Source organism: Butyrivibrio sp. WCE2006, assembly GCF_000701985.1.
GTDB lineage: Bacteria > Bacillota > Clostridia > Lachnospirales > Lachnospiraceae > Butyrivibrio.
This window is the reverse complement of the sequence record NZ_JNKH01000002.1, coordinates 236,054-248,987: the sequence shown is the minus strand read 5'-3', so window position 1 is coordinate 248,987 and position 12,934 is coordinate 236,054. Positions and strand designations below refer to the sequence as shown.

Below are 12,934 nucleotides of genomic sequence, written 5' to 3'. Positions count from 1 at the left end.
ATTATAATGTGTTATCGCTTAACAAATGTCCCCAATATAAAACAATAACATTCAAGAATTATCATTACTTGTGCAATTCATTGTATATGGCATCAACATCATATTCAGGATCAAACCTCTCTGCTACTATGCACAAGTCCATCCACAAATCGGTATTTTCATTAATCTGGATCTTATCGCACCTATTGTTCTGCCATGAATCCGCGATATCTCATCAATCCCCAGCCCGTTTGCCCATTCATCAAGGAGCCTTCCATCTTCATCATGGCTCCACTCAGAGTAGTCTCTTGCGTTAAGCTTTTTCATATGATAATTATCATCATAAAAATCACATACCACTTTTGTCGCGCGAAGAAGCTTTTCATACATCTTTATACTTATATCTGCTTCATTAGCTTCGCGAATCTTTTCAAGATTAACAAGATATTTGACATCTCTGTTTTCACACATAGGCTCCCTCAAAATGATGTTATCCAAATGCAACTCATCCCACAGAGAGGAATTAAATGGTAAAAAGTCCTCTCTTCGCTTTAGCCCCCATTCCGATACAAAAGCCGGCTTGTCCTCTCTGCTCACCTGTGATGGCAATTTGTAAAAATCCCCAACAAGAATTATCTGTTTTTTGCTATGATCCAAAATGCCTTCAGTTTTTTTATGCTTACTTATATTCTGAAGTGTCCGAAACACATACTCAAAAACATCAATCCTACACATGCTGATTTCATCAATAATAATGATGTCAGCATCCACTATTTTTCTATCCGGAGCAGCATTGTAACTGCCCACCTTCAATATTCCTGTGGGAATTGAAAACGCTTTACACAAAGCCTCTCCGCCAATACTTTCAGCCGCCATATCAGTAGTGGCACAAACAATAATGTTCTTATTCTTATTTTCTTTAACAAATCTATTTATGAGAAAAGACTTCCCGGTACCTGTAATTCCGGAAAGAAAGACATTGCTACCAGCGCACATCACCTTCCATGCGTTCTGCTGCTCAACAGATAAAGTGAAACCATTTTTGTTACTACTATCACGCTGCTCGTAAGACATATGTGTTAGCCTCCTTGTAACAAACTTATAGGATTAGGATTATCGCTTTATATAAAATCGCACATAGTATGTGCATATTCTTGGAAAAATATCTTTCCCTTGAACCAGCACCCTTTGCATTTATCTTTGTCCAGGTTTTTTAGAGCTTGTCCTTCTACTAATTTCATGAGTTATCTCTACTTTGCAATTCATCGTATATGGCATCAACATTGTATTCAGGAGCATACTTCTCTGCTGCAGAGCAGATAGGTGTAATGTCAGAAACACTTTCCTCTGACAATAGGTCTGATGTATGGCTGAGATATACTGACAATCCTGTTCTCAACTGTATGAGTCTTGTTGTCATCGCCATGTTTATTGTTCTTGATGATCATTTCATTGATCTCGGCAAGCTTTTCATCCATAAGGCGTTTGCGAAACTCAACTAGCAGTGATGGCGCAAATGGCTGTTCTAGATGGAATCCTGGTAGCCCGATGAAGTATTGATAATACGGATTCTCCTGGATTTGTTCTACAAGTTCTCAGTCAGAATAGTCATATTTCTTCTGAATGAGAAGTGCACCAAGTGCCATCCTTAGAGGCTTTGCAGGCATCCCACAACTTGAGGGGAATAGATCAGCATACTCTTTTTCGATGGCATCCCATGGTATCATGGCAGCTTTCTTTATCCATTTATTCTCAGGATTCAATTTCAATCCAAGTGGCTGATTAAAATCCTTGAGGGTAATTTGACGATTTTGATTCTTTTTATACATGGGATTTTCCGTGAAAGGTGCAAGGTTTTTGGAGCAAAAGTAATGATTTCCTTGCATCTATTATCTCACGGATTGCCCACAAAGTCAGTAAATATCAGTAGTTATCAATTATTGAGCACGCACTAAATAACAACTTGCCAAAATTTTTTAGTGTAATCTTCTCTTGTTCGTCACAGAGGTGAGTATTATAGCGCCTGTTCATTCATCGATATGTTGTGACAAAGATAGAATGTAACCACTTGGTGAAACCATAATATTTATCTTGGATGATCCGGTATCAATTGTATCATGTGCAGCTTCATGCCTTGCCTTATGAAAACCACGTGCCTCCAGGAATTCAACAGCTTCCTCCAGATTATCCACATTTACGCGAATCATAGTCCATTCGCCTGATCCTTGTGAAATATCCACTGCAAAGCCATTGGAATCTTTCATTCGTACATCAGTAACATTTTGTTTGCCTATGCCCTGTTTGGTATGGTGCATTTCAAATCCCAACTCTTCAAAGAGCTTAATTACAGGTTCTGAGTCTTTAGTAACGATTAACGGATTAAAAGATGTTATTTTCATGTTGGCCTCCTATCTGGCGTTCTACCATGAAACTACACTCCACAAAAAGAATTATATCACTTTTTAGTTTTAGAAAGACTCTTGTGTCAGTGTAAAAATAGGTGGCGCACATTGTCGAGATTTTGTGACTAAATGGAGGAATTCAGACACAAGCAAATTAGTCAAATCACAGAGTATACTCTCCATTCTCAGTAACTTGCAGCATCAGATCAGCTTCCATGCTCTTATTTAGGCACAGCCTGACATTAGACATATCACTATAGTCAACGAAATGCTCAGCCTTGTCCCTGGTATTGCCACTCTTTATCTTTCTGTCTATAAGCCTGTTTCTGAGAAGCTCCTCATCTGCACCTATGAAAATCGTATAGTCAGATATCTCTTTTAATTCGCTCCAGCCATCTTCATTCAGAAGAAGGTAATTGCCCTCAATCAAAACTATATCTCTGCTTACAGTAATCGCATTCTCCACCGGATTATGAATATGCCTGTCGTAGGAAGGCCATCCGATAGTTTCTGTATTAAGGAGCTTTTTGATCCTCTCATTAAGGAGTTCTAAGTCAAACGTAACCGGCGCTCCCTTGATATCTACCATCAGGATCTCTTTTCCATCCCTCAGGGTTGTGTGCGAGGTCAGATACTCCTGCCTTCTGTGGAAACCATCCATTCCAATTGCCTGAATGTCTGTAAGCTCATCGTCCTCCTCCGACAGCTTCTGAAGGAAAGAAGCCAGCGTACTTTTCCCTGCTCCGGGAGGCGCCGCAAGAAACACAAGTAACCTGCGGTTTTTCTCCTTCTGAAGGGTCGTGAGCCGTTTTAAAAGAGGATAGAAAATTTCATTTATGGATTTTTCAGAGTAATTGGCATCTACATCGATGCCGTTTATGTTTACGGAATAATTCATGGTTGTGCCTTTCTAGCATTATTCTTTTATTAATTTACTCTTATACACCAAGAATGTCTATGATATAATTCTCATTTTTATTTGACGCTCGTCAAATTTTTAATTATAATAATAATATAATATATTTGACGCTCGTCAAAACTTCTTTTACCAAATGAGGTGTGAAATAATGGCTAAGCTTATCTTAGAAAAACAAGATCTAACATATTTGCAGTGGTCGCACATACGCAGTTCAAGCGGAACAGCCGGAACATTTTTAAAAGCGACTTCATCTCTTCATGGTAAGAAGAAATACTATAAGCTTTCTAACTTTGATTCCGCCAAAGGCATTGTTGGACATGAATGTATTAACGAAATAATTGTCGACAGGCTTCTTGATGTCTTCGGGATAGACCACCTCGAATATGAACTCATCAATGCTGATATTGAAATAGAAGGGAATGTATATAGCACTTATCTCTGTGCTTCTGAAGATTTCAAAGAGCGCGGTGAAAGCAAAATTGCCCTTGATGACTACTACCGTGCCAACGCTGAAAAAGGCGAATCGCATTATGACTTTTGTAAAAGAAAAGGATGGCAGGAATACATAGATACTATGATTGTTCTGGATTACCTTATCCTGAACAGAGATAGACACGGAGCCAATATAGAAGTTCTCAGAAATGCCAGAAAACATACTCTCAGGATCGCTCCCCTATTTGATCATGGCGTATCCCTTCTATACTCCTGCGCCAATGATGACGCAGCCATGAACTTTGACATACTTGCTGATAAGCCCTGTAACAATTTCATCGGAAGCTTTTCCTGCTATGACAATCTGAGTCTTCTGCCAAGAAACAACCGACCACTCAAGAGAATCTTGAAGCCACATCACAAGGACATCATTTTTGAAAATCTTAATGGTATTATTTCAGAAACATTCATAAACAGAATTTGGGATATGATTTACGAAAGGTACTTGATATATGAGAATTTATGAGATACTTGACGAAGAGCCAAAAGCAATAGTTGGAACCCTGCTGTACTACGAAAAAGAAACATCATTTATCATAGAACTTACAGATTCCCTTGATGAATGGGACGCGCCTCTTCTTTTTACCAATCTGGTAGAGAGGGGAATCTATACTGTGCCAAGGGACTTGAGTTTTTTATGGGTAAAAGAACGAATAATTCCCAGCGGTCGTCAGAACATCGGTGATATTCTAAATAACCACAAATTGAAAGAATATGATGAAATGAAATTTCTAGAGCTCGCAAGCGGCCGCTGCAGTCAGGATTCTTTATACATAAAAAAAACTGAGAAGTTACCGGAATATGTAATAAAGAGGCAAAAGTATAATCTCAAGGACTGCACCGTTCTTACCGATTATCATTTGCTTTGTTTTTTTAACGACGATACCACAAGAAAAATATCTCTTAAAGCACTTGAAAATATAGAGGGCGTTGATAAAGTAGTTGCAAATGCTCCTCTTTTTGCTTCCGCAGAGCTTGGAACCGATGGATATTTCGTCTCTTTTGACAATTCTATCGATATTCCTGCCTGGGCTCTATATAAAGAAGGTCAAAAAGTTCCACTAACATATGAAGATTTTCTTGCTTTTGCCAAAAACAACCTCGAAGATACATCTTCCAGCTGTGAAATCCTTGAATGCTCCCGTCAGAACCTCGCATATATGGTCAAAGAAAACCAGCTTTCTCCATTTAAAGAAAATGTGAAAGGGAATCTGTATCTGAGAAAAGATGTGATAAAAAACAGGTGGTAAGGATTTGATTTGTTCCTCTTCTTCGGTCATGTCTGATTTATCAGACAAGATCGCTGCCACTATGCCAAAAGTTTTTCTGTTTATTGTGCAATTAACATTTAAGCTGGACTAAAACCAATTTAATTTGAGAAGATATTATAAAAAACGTCCCCACTTATTACTTTCTGAGCAACTTGCCTTACGCTCATTATTATTTACTCCGAAAGCAGAAATCAAAGTTATGAAGTACATTTATAATTATCTTAGCAATCTGTTATCAATAACTTCATCATCCAATTCTTCAAGATTATGTACAACTTTATCTGTATTAACAACATGTATAGCAAAAGGCTCCCGCCCAAAGTCCATAAGGTACCCAAGCCTCACTGTAATATCCTTGGTCTCAGCAATCTTCAAAAGCCATTTTGCACAGTTATTGCCGCAGGCAGAAGCATTAAAAATATGCTCATCATCATTATCAATAAGAATCAGTGTCTTAACGCCGCCTGACAAACGTTCGGGTGGAATCGGACCTAGTACAGGGCTCTGAATAAGATTTGGTCCTACCACTTCAGATTTATCTATATCCAATATCATCTCTTTTGAAAGTGGAGTAGTAAGCCAATCATCCAAGTACTGATTATTAAAAAAAGTATCTGGATCAAAAATATAATTATCTTTTTCAAGTTCTCCGTATATTACATATAGCATCTTCTACCTCAATCTGTTCCGGAATCTGATTCCGTATTTTTTTCATATTACCCTCTGTCATATAGGGTAGCCCCAGCTTTTTCTTACTATAACGATATTCAGTGCCTTGAGAAAGGTCTGTTAAATATGCTTCGTAAAATTGTTCCCAACTTACATATTGGCAACTATCTGCATAATCATATGTCTTAGCTAATTTATCTGAATCAACTCTATCACCTAATATTCCACTCTTAAGTAAGATATACTCAAAAGATTCCGGTGCATATAAAACACATTTTGCCCCGTAGTTTTCTGCTTTTCTCATAAAGAATTCCACCTCAGATCCAAAAGCAGCTCCATCTACGATGGCCAGGACATCTTTATGCTCTGATTTCAAAGAAGAAATCGCATTTACTACATTACTTCTTCCACCTGCAGATCTACAGTCCTTTGGAAATATCATAGTAAAACAGTCATGTCCGGAGTTCGAATCCTCAGTAATCACAACTTCCGGTTTTAGTCTCGTGCCTTCAAAATTGTAGAGTTTATACATCTCATTATAAACTCTGTGAGGATCTCTGTATTTCTGCGAATCCCTATCAACTCTTATCCCATATATCTCTTCTACACTATATGAAAGCTGTGGAAGACTATCCCTACAGATAATAACAAAATAGTTATCTGAATAATTTGCAATCTTTGCAAACTCATGTGTCTTAACAAAAGAGCTGTTTTCGTCAAGAAAAACTATATAGCCATGCATAGCTTTAAGAAGCTCTGTCTGCAACTCATCATTTAACCGCAACGTTACACATTTTCGATCACAAGAAACTGTGACACCGGAACTAATTCCGGATTGATTGTAATCTGATATTAAATTAAACAAGCTGGTCTTCCCGGTACCACTATCTCCTTGAATAATTGTTATATTTCTCTTAATTACAAAGTGATATGATACCCTGTTATTATAGACTCTGATATCATATTTACCGACCATATGATAGTTTTTGCCCTCCTGAAATTGTCTTACCTCAATATATCTACTATATTAAAATCCAAACACTCATCATTTATTTCAGTGTATTGCTTTACTTAACATTTTTCCAGAACAGATAACAATATCTCCTTCTTCAATAAAGAATCCGCTATCCACAAGCGACAAAATCAATATTTTTCGAATATCAAACCCCTTAAACAATTCCAATTTAGTCAAATATGCATATCTTTTAATCTGGCTTAAATCCTTTTTTTCATAATACGATTTAACCTTAAACTCAATAATATACACCATTCCATTTAATACAATTATACAGTCCGCTCGTCTCCCATTCTTAAAGTGATATTCAAATATTATTCTTCCTGATCGCTCTGAAATCTCCATATTATTTAGAAACTCTATGATAATCAAATATGAATCTTTCCATGCATTAATTTGCTCAAAAGAACAATTTTTCTTATAGTCTTTAATATAACTATCTTTTAAATAATTCAACCACTCACCAGGCTTCTCATTTATAAATCCTATCAGCGATTTACTATAAAAACACCGTTCTTGACAAACATCATCCCATTTTTCATATTTTATTTCACGTAATTGGGCTTTAGAAAACTCTTCATCACGCTTTTTTATATATTCATGTCGGTTCTTATTCTCAATCCATAAATCATCTTTTTCTATTGCTTTCATAATATAATTGTTATCTAAATAAAGCTTACGCTGCTTATTTGTCATCTGTAAACAGTATTAAGTATTAGTATTTATGTGGCATAAATTATTTTAAATGCTGTGAAGCGCAAATAAAAACTCGTGTTAAATCGTACGAAAACCTATTCAAATATCGTTAATATTGCAGGATATCAATGCTTTCTATAAAAAATCACGATTTTTCCAAACGGCAAATAACTTACCTTAAACTACTGAAAATAAATGGTAACATTATAATTCAAATACCAAACACTAATAATCCGAAATTCTCTTTCTTCAGAAATTTCTCTAATTACACTAATACTCATTCCATCTCTCATATATCAGCAGCGAGAACCACCTTATCCTGCTATTCAGTTATAAACATGATATTTTTTAATACAGCATTATAAATTAACTTCTCATCTCCCCAAACTCAAGAATATCTGCTATTCTCTCACTGGCATGTCCGTCTCCGTAAGGATTTACAGACATAGCCATTTTTTCATATGCATCTTGGTTATCTAAAAGATTCGAAAATTCCCTGTATATATTCTCTTCTGTGGTACCAACCAGTTTTAATGTACCTGCGTCAATACCTTCTGGTCTCTCTGTGGTATCACGCATAACCAAAACTGGTTTACCCAAGCTAGGTGCTTCTTCCTGTATCCCTCCAGAATCTGTCAAGATTAGATAACTATAATTCAAATAATTATGAAATTCTAAAACATCTAATGGTTCGATCAAACGAATTCTGTCATCATCTCCTAATATCTCATTTGCACATTTTCTCACTAATGGATTCAAATGGACAGGATAAATAGCCTTTACGTCACTATGTTCATTTAAAACACGTTTTATAGCTCTAAACATATTTCTCATAGGCTTACCTAGATTTTCACGTCTATGAGCAGTAATAGTAATTAGTTTTGAGCCTTTGGCCCATTCAAGATTATCATCAGAAAACTCTTCCCTAACTGTCGTACGTAGTGCATCAATGGCAGTATTTCCTGTAACCCATATGCTATCTTCTTTTTTTCCTTCTCTAATTAGGTTTTGTTTTGCTATTTCTGTAGGTGCGAAATTATATTTTGAAACTATACCTACAGCCTGACGATTGAATTCTTCAGGATACGGAGAAAAAACATTGTATGTCCTAAGCCCTGCTTCAACATGGCCTACCGGTATCTGCATATAGTAAGCTGACAGTGATGCTGCAAAAGTAGTTGTAGTATCTCCATGAACAAGAACAACATCCGGTTCAACCTCTTTCAAAAAACGTTGCATACCAGAAAGGACATCAAGGGTTATGTCAAACAGTGTCTGTTCCTTCTTCATAATTGAAAGATCATAATCTGGTTCCACTTTGAAAACACTAAGTACCTGATCCAACATTTGCCGATGTTGTCCAGTTACACAAACTAATACCTCTATGTTCTTTCTTTTTCTTAATTCACTTATTACTGGACACATCTTAATTGCTTCAGGACGCGTACCAAAAACAACTAATATTTTATTCATTGCCACACTTTCTATAAGATTTTCGATATTTTATTCTATTAGCAAACCGATTTTCTCATTTTTTTTTAACTCGTCCTGCTCTTTCAAAAATCATCTTTCCCAAAAGACTCGCTTCGCCTCTGAATATACAGAAATTTGTAACCATAACAATACTAGTTGACATGATTGTCGTTTTACATGCTAAAATAATCCATGAATAATAAGAATTTACATTATCATTCATAAGAAAATTCATTAAAAAAACAATACAAACCATCTCAACAAATGCGACAACTAATCTTTTTAATAAATTATAAATATCCACTTTTATGAAACACCCAGAAATAAAAAGAGAATAATTGATTGTCCTATAAATCATTCCACATAAAGTTCCAATGACTAGACCAACCATAGAATACTTCCATACTAATGTAATTGAAATCACCAGATTCAGAGCAACTTCAACCACAGCTCCCTTCATTGTTTCCTTGATTTTTCCAATTGCGACAATAACTGATTGATAAGGAATTCTAATACAATAAAAAAATTCCGCGAGTAGTAGCAAAACAGCAAACAAATATTTTTTATAATTTACATCTGTAATTCCTCTTGTGTAAATATTTATGAAAGGTATAATTGTAACCATTGCAACAGAAAAAAGTATTGTAGATAGTGTAAAAACAAAATACTCAGTCATATTAAATACATCAATTAGTTTATTCTGTTCATTTCTCGCATTTATTTTACCAAATAATCCTTCAATACCACCAATTGACGAATTTATTAAGCTAACCAATCCCATAACAATCGTACTATAAACAGAATAAACAGAAACAATTTTTGCCCCCTTAACGATTGTTAAAAGAATAATATCTATGTGGGTATGCAAAAAATATGCTATATGATTAGCCATACCAACCCATTTGTTTTTTATTTCTATTGTATTAGAATTATTACTATTAAATTCATAGGCATGTCTAACATACCTAGAAATCGCTATCGGCTTTATCATATATACAAAAGCCGTAGCAAGCTTAACTAAATGTATAGAAAAACCCAGTTTTATAAGTATAATACTAATAACCAAGTTTATTATGATTGATATTCCATGTATCGTACAATATATATATTTTTTTTGATCAGCATCTAACAATGTACTATAGGCAATTCCAAAATAATACTCGGAAAATGTTGATAATCCAACTATAAATATTAAAGTACATGTATATATCCAATTAAATTCAGAACTTAGTATAATTGGGAGAATAATTGATATTGACAAAAGATAAAACACAAAAAAAAATGCAATTTTTCTATAGAATCTTTGAGCGGAATTCGTTATTATTTGAACAGTGAAATACTCTTTAGTTGCTAATGGCTTATAAAGCATTGATCTCAAAACAGCACTAACACCCGCATCCATCAGTGCTATATAACTCAAAAATTGAGTTATCGAAGCCAATAAACCATTAACATTTGAACCATAGTAAATTAATAACCACCTTGGAATTATAATACTATATACAATTTGAGCTATCTGTAATAAATACATTCCTATTGCATTATATATAACAAGTCTTTTTCTCAATTTAACCCAATTTCCTTATAATAAATTTAACCCAATTTGTTTTTTGGCTAAATACTAATTTAGTGAATCCCATAATTTCTCATGCTTCAAACACTTTCCAAAATTTACTAGCTACATTACTTACCTCATATTTTTCTATACTCTTTTTAATTTTTTCTGGATCAGGTCTACCTATATTAAGAACTTCTAAAAACTCCTTAACATCATCAGCCACGAAAACATAATCAGAATCAATGTAATTTGATAGCATGCAATATCGATTTATAATACACGGTATTCCATACTTCATGTAATCAAAAATCTTATTTTTCATTCCTCCTCCATCCCTCATAAAACAAATTCCATAATCCATTTTTGAAACTAACTCTCCCAAATCATCCACAAAACCATATGTTTTTACTCTTTTATCATTCTTAAAAAATTTCTCACTCTCTTTGCCTATCAAATGCAAATGAAATTTATCATTCAGTTTTGAAAACACTTTATTATAAAAAAGCTTTATTCCATTTTCATTAGGTGTAAATGTCATATTTCCTATAAATACAAGATTAATCTTTTCATCTATTCTACACTTCTCAAAAATACAATCCACCTTTTTATATACAACCGGTATCCACACAAATCTATTTGTTTCATTCTTGTTATTTGCTTCTTCAGCCTCTTTTTCATTAACTAAAACTATTCTTCTATATAGCTTTGGCAATAGTTTTTCATAATAGGAACAATAAAGATATTCCTTTATATAAAATGCTTTCTTAAGAATATTATTTGTCTCCACTATATATTTCCGATATGCAATTGTAGGCAAGTCAGTAATAATAAGATATACATTTGCTCCGTTGCAATATTTTCTATATACATTACATGAACTTGTACATAATAAAATTGGATTATCTCCCCAATCATTTATAGCTGAAACAATATCTTTTTGAGAATTATGGGAACTGAAATTTACCGACATAAATATTTTTCTTAATATATTAATTCTATATGAATAATCTATTACAGTATTCTCAATATTATCCCCATAATAAATCGGCGTATCACTAATAACTGTTACCTGCATATCTGCGGGAACATACGAAAGGAAATTCTTTAATGTGTTCATTGGTCCGTTTGCATTATTAGAAAAGCTAACATCTGTTACTACAAGCAATTTCTTCATTACACAACTCCCTAATTTCAAAATAATAATTTTCTCTTGAATACACAAACCCAAACAATAAGTATATAAAATTCGATGATGTATATAACATTTTATTTCCCATACTCCCAAATATGTTCACTAGTACCAAACTAGATATAATAATCAATCTTATTTTTTTATTTGCAAAACTACTAGCTCCAAATAAAAATGCAAGCCATGATAAAAATCCGAACGCTCCTACAGATATTAAACTCATTATAAATGCACTATGCAAATGTGCTGTACCAAGTCCAATTCCTATCAGGAATCTATCACATAAAATTGGCAAAGATTCCATAATACTTATTATTCTGATCTGTGAGGAACCTATATATCTTAATGAATGCCAATTTCCATAAAGTATCCTACCTAAACTTTTCAATAAAATTGTTGTCCTCCATAAAAAGTAATTACCTTTCATGAACCTAAATGAAATAAGAATTCCAATCATAATTGTAAAAAAAATCCCCACCCACCTTATACGATATAAAATAGCTTTCTTTTGTTCCTTTATCCATTCCAACATATAATGAATAAACATAATAGTAACAATGATATACACCGAACTATATGCCCTACTTAATAACAACAATACAATTATAGTTGCAAACCAAATTCTTTTTTGACCATGAATTTTTTTTTCGCATAATAATATGAGATATGTAAAAAACAGTGCATTAACATAATGCGAAGGCTCTTTTGTTAACCCTTGAAGACAATTTAACCCATTTCTCAAATACACCTGACTTAATTCATAGCCGCTTGTCCCAGTAATCTTGCTAGTAATTCTACCAAACAAGCTTATCTTTAGAAAATTATTTACTATTGCCTCTATCACTCCATACAATATAAATCCTTTAAATATTTTGCTAATTAGTAAAATTAACTTTTCAACATTAAGGCTTTCTAAACAAATAAAAAAAATAAATGCATTTAATAAAAAAGTAAAAGCTTTCAAATATTCCATGAACTGCCCGATTCCAAATCTTGCATATGTTCTTACCGCATGCCCCAAAATAAATTCATCCCATGTTACTCCACCAATAATAGTCTTTTTATATGGATACATAATCAACAAAATCATATTAGTTAAGAAAATAAAAAATGTCATACAAAACAAGACTAATTTATGCTTTGTAATTTTTTTTCCATTACAATACATAATACCAACTAAAAGTAATATAAACTGAGATAAATATGTATAATCAATGTCAAATCTGCTTACCCTAACAAAGTACCCAACTTCTATTTGTGAAGATATAGCA

The 12,934-nt window shown here is 33.8% G+C and carries 13 protein-coding genes and 1 pseudogene; 3 read left to right on the top strand and 11 right to left on the bottom strand.

What is annotated here, in order from left to right; all coding sequences use genetic code 11:
• Positions 1–126: 126 nt before the first annotated feature.
• On the bottom strand, positions 127–1,053 hold the full coding sequence (locus T501_RS03010) for an AAA family ATPase (RefSeq protein ID WP_044913169.1): 927 nt from the start codon (positions 1,051–1,053) through the stop codon (positions 127–129).
• Positions 1,054–1,250: 197 nt separating this feature from the next.
• Between T501_RS03010 and T501_RS21715 the strand changes: the two genes are divergently transcribed.
• Positions 1,251–1,481 (top strand): hypothetical protein, encoded by a 231-nt coding sequence (locus tag T501_RS21715; RefSeq protein WP_197027910.1) that lies wholly within the window; start codon positions 1,251–1,253, stop codon positions 1,479–1,481.
• Here the strand turns inward: T501_RS21715 and T501_RS03005 are convergent.
• From T501_RS03005 to T501_RS02995, 3 genes and pseudogenes are all read right to left on the bottom strand, one after another.
• Positions 1,395–1,808: pseudogene (locus T501_RS03005) on the bottom strand (transposase); the annotation flags it as partial. The gene T501_RS21715 and the pseudogene T501_RS03005 sit on opposite strands and share 87 nt — an antisense overlap.
• Before the next feature lie 198 nt (positions 1,809–2,006).
• Positions 2,007–2,378 (bottom strand): hypothetical protein, encoded by a 372-nt coding sequence (locus T501_RS03000; protein ID WP_044913168.1) that lies wholly within the window; start codon positions 2,376–2,378, stop codon positions 2,007–2,009.
• A 166-nt stretch (positions 2,379–2,544) separates the two neighbouring features.
• Positions 2,545–3,279 (bottom strand): nucleoside/nucleotide kinase family protein, encoded by a 735-nt coding sequence (locus tag T501_RS02995; RefSeq protein WP_044913167.1) that lies wholly within the window; start codon positions 3,277–3,279, stop codon positions 2,545–2,547.
• Between the two features lie 169 nt (positions 3,280–3,448).
• On the opposite strand from T501_RS02995, the gene T501_RS02990 reads away from it, so the two are divergent.
• Complete coding sequence (locus tag T501_RS02990; RefSeq protein WP_044913166.1) at positions 3,449–4,258, top strand: HipA domain-containing protein; 810 nt, start codon at positions 3,449–3,451, stop codon at positions 4,256–4,258.
• Positions 4,245–5,042 (top strand): hypothetical protein, encoded by a 798-nt coding sequence (locus T501_RS19890; protein ID WP_050008097.1) that lies wholly within the window; start codon positions 4,245–4,247, stop codon positions 5,040–5,042. The genes T501_RS02990 and T501_RS19890 overlap by 14 nt, the downstream gene beginning before the upstream one ends.
• Before the next feature lie 237 nt (positions 5,043–5,279).
• On the opposite strand, the gene T501_RS02980 is transcribed toward T501_RS19890, so the two are convergent.
• From T501_RS02980 to T501_RS02950, 7 genes are all read right to left on the bottom strand, one after another.
• The gene (locus tag T501_RS02980; RefSeq protein ID WP_044913165.1) at positions 5,280–5,732 is read right to left on the bottom strand and encodes a DUF4869 domain-containing protein; all 453 of its coding nucleotides are present in this window, start codon (positions 5,730–5,732) and stop codon (positions 5,280–5,282) included.
• Positions 5,704–6,708: a hypothetical protein gene (locus T501_RS02975; protein WP_044913164.1), complete on the bottom strand. Its 1,005-nt coding sequence runs from the start codon at positions 6,706–6,708 to the stop codon at positions 5,704–5,706. The genes T501_RS02980 and T501_RS02975 overlap by 29 nt, the downstream gene beginning before the upstream one ends.
• Before the next feature lie 78 nt (positions 6,709–6,786).
• On the bottom strand, positions 6,787–7,398 hold the full coding sequence (locus T501_RS02970; protein ID WP_044913163.1) for a PD-(D/E)XK nuclease domain-containing protein: 612 nt from the start codon (positions 7,396–7,398) through the stop codon (positions 6,787–6,789).
• 411 nt (positions 7,399–7,809) lie between these two features.
• Positions 7,810–8,916: a non-hydrolyzing UDP-N-acetylglucosamine 2-epimerase gene (gene wecB, locus T501_RS02965; RefSeq protein WP_044913162.1), complete on the bottom strand. Its 1,107-nt coding sequence runs from the start codon at positions 8,914–8,916 to the stop codon at positions 7,810–7,812.
• 55 nt (positions 8,917–8,971) lie between these two features.
• Entirely contained in the window at positions 8,972–10,483 is a 1,512-nt protein-coding gene (locus T501_RS02960) for a lipopolysaccharide biosynthesis protein (RefSeq protein WP_044913161.1), read from the bottom strand.
• A gap of 79 nt (positions 10,484–10,562) precedes the next feature.
• The gene (locus T501_RS02955; protein WP_044913160.1) at positions 10,563–11,648 is read right to left on the bottom strand and encodes a glycosyltransferase; all 1,086 of its coding nucleotides are present in this window, start codon (positions 11,646–11,648) and stop codon (positions 10,563–10,565) included.
• Positions 11,617–12,753, bottom strand: coding sequence for a hypothetical protein (locus tag T501_RS02950; RefSeq protein WP_207641177.1), 1,137 nt, complete (start codon positions 12,751–12,753; stop codon positions 11,617–11,619). Before T501_RS02950 ends, T501_RS02955 begins: the two co-directional genes overlap by 32 nt.
• Between the last annotated feature and the right edge of the window lie 181 nt (positions 12,754–12,934).

What these genes read in the sequence shown, in the direction of transcription:
- T501_RS03010 (WP_044913169.1), bottom strand. Translation starts at nt 1,053, where the DNA reads ATGTCTTACGAGCAGCGTGATAGTAGTAACAAAAATGGTTTCACTTTA.
- T501_RS02975 (WP_044913164.1), bottom strand. Translation starts at nt 6,708, where the DNA reads ATGGTCGGTAAATATGATATCAGAGTCTATAATAACAGGGTATCATAT.
- T501_RS02980 (WP_044913165.1), bottom strand. Translation starts at nt 5,732, where the DNA reads ATGCTATATGTAATATACGGAGAACTTGAAAAAGATAATTATATTTTT.
- wecB (WP_044913162.1), bottom strand. Translation starts at nt 8,916, where the DNA reads ATGAATAAAATATTAGTTGTTTTTGGTACGCGTCCTGAAGCAATTAAG.
- T501_RS21715 (WP_197027910.1), top strand. Translation starts at nt 1,251, where the DNA reads ATGGCATCAACATTGTATTCAGGAGCATACTTCTCTGCTGCAGAGCAG.
- T501_RS19890 (WP_050008097.1), top strand. Translation starts at nt 4,245, where the DNA reads ATGAGAATTTATGAGATACTTGACGAAGAGCCAAAAGCAATAGTTGGA.
- T501_RS02955 (WP_044913160.1), bottom strand. Translation starts at nt 11,648, where the DNA reads ATGAAGAAATTGCTTGTAGTAACAGATGTTAGCTTTTCTAATAATGCA.
- T501_RS02990 (WP_044913166.1), top strand. Translation starts at nt 3,449, where the DNA reads ATGGCTAAGCTTATCTTAGAAAAACAAGATCTAACATATTTGCAGTGG.
- T501_RS02970 (WP_044913163.1), bottom strand. Translation starts at nt 7,398, where the DNA reads ATGAAAGCAATAGAAAAAGATGATTTATGGATTGAGAATAAGAACCGA.
- T501_RS02995 (WP_044913167.1), bottom strand. Translation starts at nt 3,279, where the DNA reads ATGAATTATTCCGTAAACATAAACGGCATCGATGTAGATGCCAATTAC.
- T501_RS02950 (WP_207641177.1), bottom strand. Translation starts at nt 12,753, where the DNA reads ATGATTTTGTTGATTATGTATCCATATAAAAAGACTATTATTGGTGGA.
- T501_RS03000 (WP_044913168.1), bottom strand. Translation starts at nt 2,378, where the DNA reads ATGAAAATAACATCTTTTAATCCGTTAATCGTTACTAAAGACTCAGAA.